The sequence below is a fragment of the Mesorhizobium sp. M7A.F.Ca.MR.362.00.0.0 genome (genome assembly GCF_004023175.1).
Lineage (GTDB): Bacteria > Pseudomonadota > Alphaproteobacteria > Rhizobiales > Rhizobiaceae > Mesorhizobium.
Genome location: NZ_RZTF01000427.1, coordinates 1 through 934 on the forward strand (window position 1 = coordinate 1; position 934 = coordinate 934).

2 protein-coding genes are annotated in these 934 nt (G+C 63.0%); both read right to left on the reverse strand.

Going from position 1 to position 934, the window contains the following annotated elements; genetic code table 11:
• Positions 1 to 461: DUF6101 family protein (locus EOC06_RS32015; protein WP_128309667.1), on the reverse strand; the 461-nt coding region annotated here is incomplete at its 3' end.
• Between the two features lie 186 nt (positions 462 to 647).
• A partial coding sequence (locus tag EOC06_RS44060; protein ID WP_281062127.1) for an FAD-binding oxidoreductase occupies positions 648 to 934 on the reverse strand: 287 nt, incomplete at its 5' end.

Genomic DNA, 934 nt, shown 5'->3' on the forward strand with positions numbered 1-934 from the left:
CCTTTGCGCCGGCCCTGCGGCGGCAGCGTCTTGATGGCGGCGCCGAGCGATTCTTCCAGGGTGCGGGCAACGCCGTCCGATTCGATCAGCAGCATCGGCAGACGGTAAGCGTCGGCCCAGGCGCGCCAGTCGGCTGCGACATCGTCGAGATCGTCGGCCACCAGCAGCGGCACCGACAGCATCGGGTCGTTGTGCAAGAGTTCCAGGGTCACCGTGACATTGCCGTCCGGATCCTCCATGGCGCGGGCGGCAACGCCGCGGAACGCATTGGCGGGCAGAACGATGATCGCGGGCAGGCCGCTCATCTCGAGCAGGCGGCGGATCACGGCGCCGCGCTGGTCGATGGTGAAGGTTACATCGCCGTAGTCGTCGCGAGTCGCGTAGCTCACCACTTGCGGCAGGCGAAATGGGTCGAGACGCATGTTGCGTCCCGCCCAGACTGGCTTCAGTCCGGTGTTCATAGAGTGGCCTTCCTGTCTGTCTCCTGAGAGCCGGTGTCCGGTTCTCTCCGGGCCGGTTTTTCCAGCCTCGTTTGTAGGGAGACAGTAGCGCGGGCTCCTTACCGCCCCGCTTAAGAAAGTCGGTTAAATTTTGCTGATCTCAGGGATGGTTATCGGAATCCCACCAGCCGCAACTTGTCGAAAGGTTCAGATAACCTTACCCGGATTCATGATGCCGGCCGGGTCGAAAGCGGCCTTCACCCTTCGCATCAGATCGATCGCCATTGGCGGCGCGGTGGCGATCAGTTCGTCGCGCTTCAACTGGCCGATGCCATGCTCGGCCGAGATCGAACCGTGCAGGCTGCGCACCACATCGTGCACCACCTTGTTCATGGGGTGATAGAGAGCGAGGAACGCCTCATCGTCGCCGTCGACGGGCCGCGAAATGTTGTAGTGGAGATTGCCGTCGCCCATATGGCCGAAGCAGACCACGC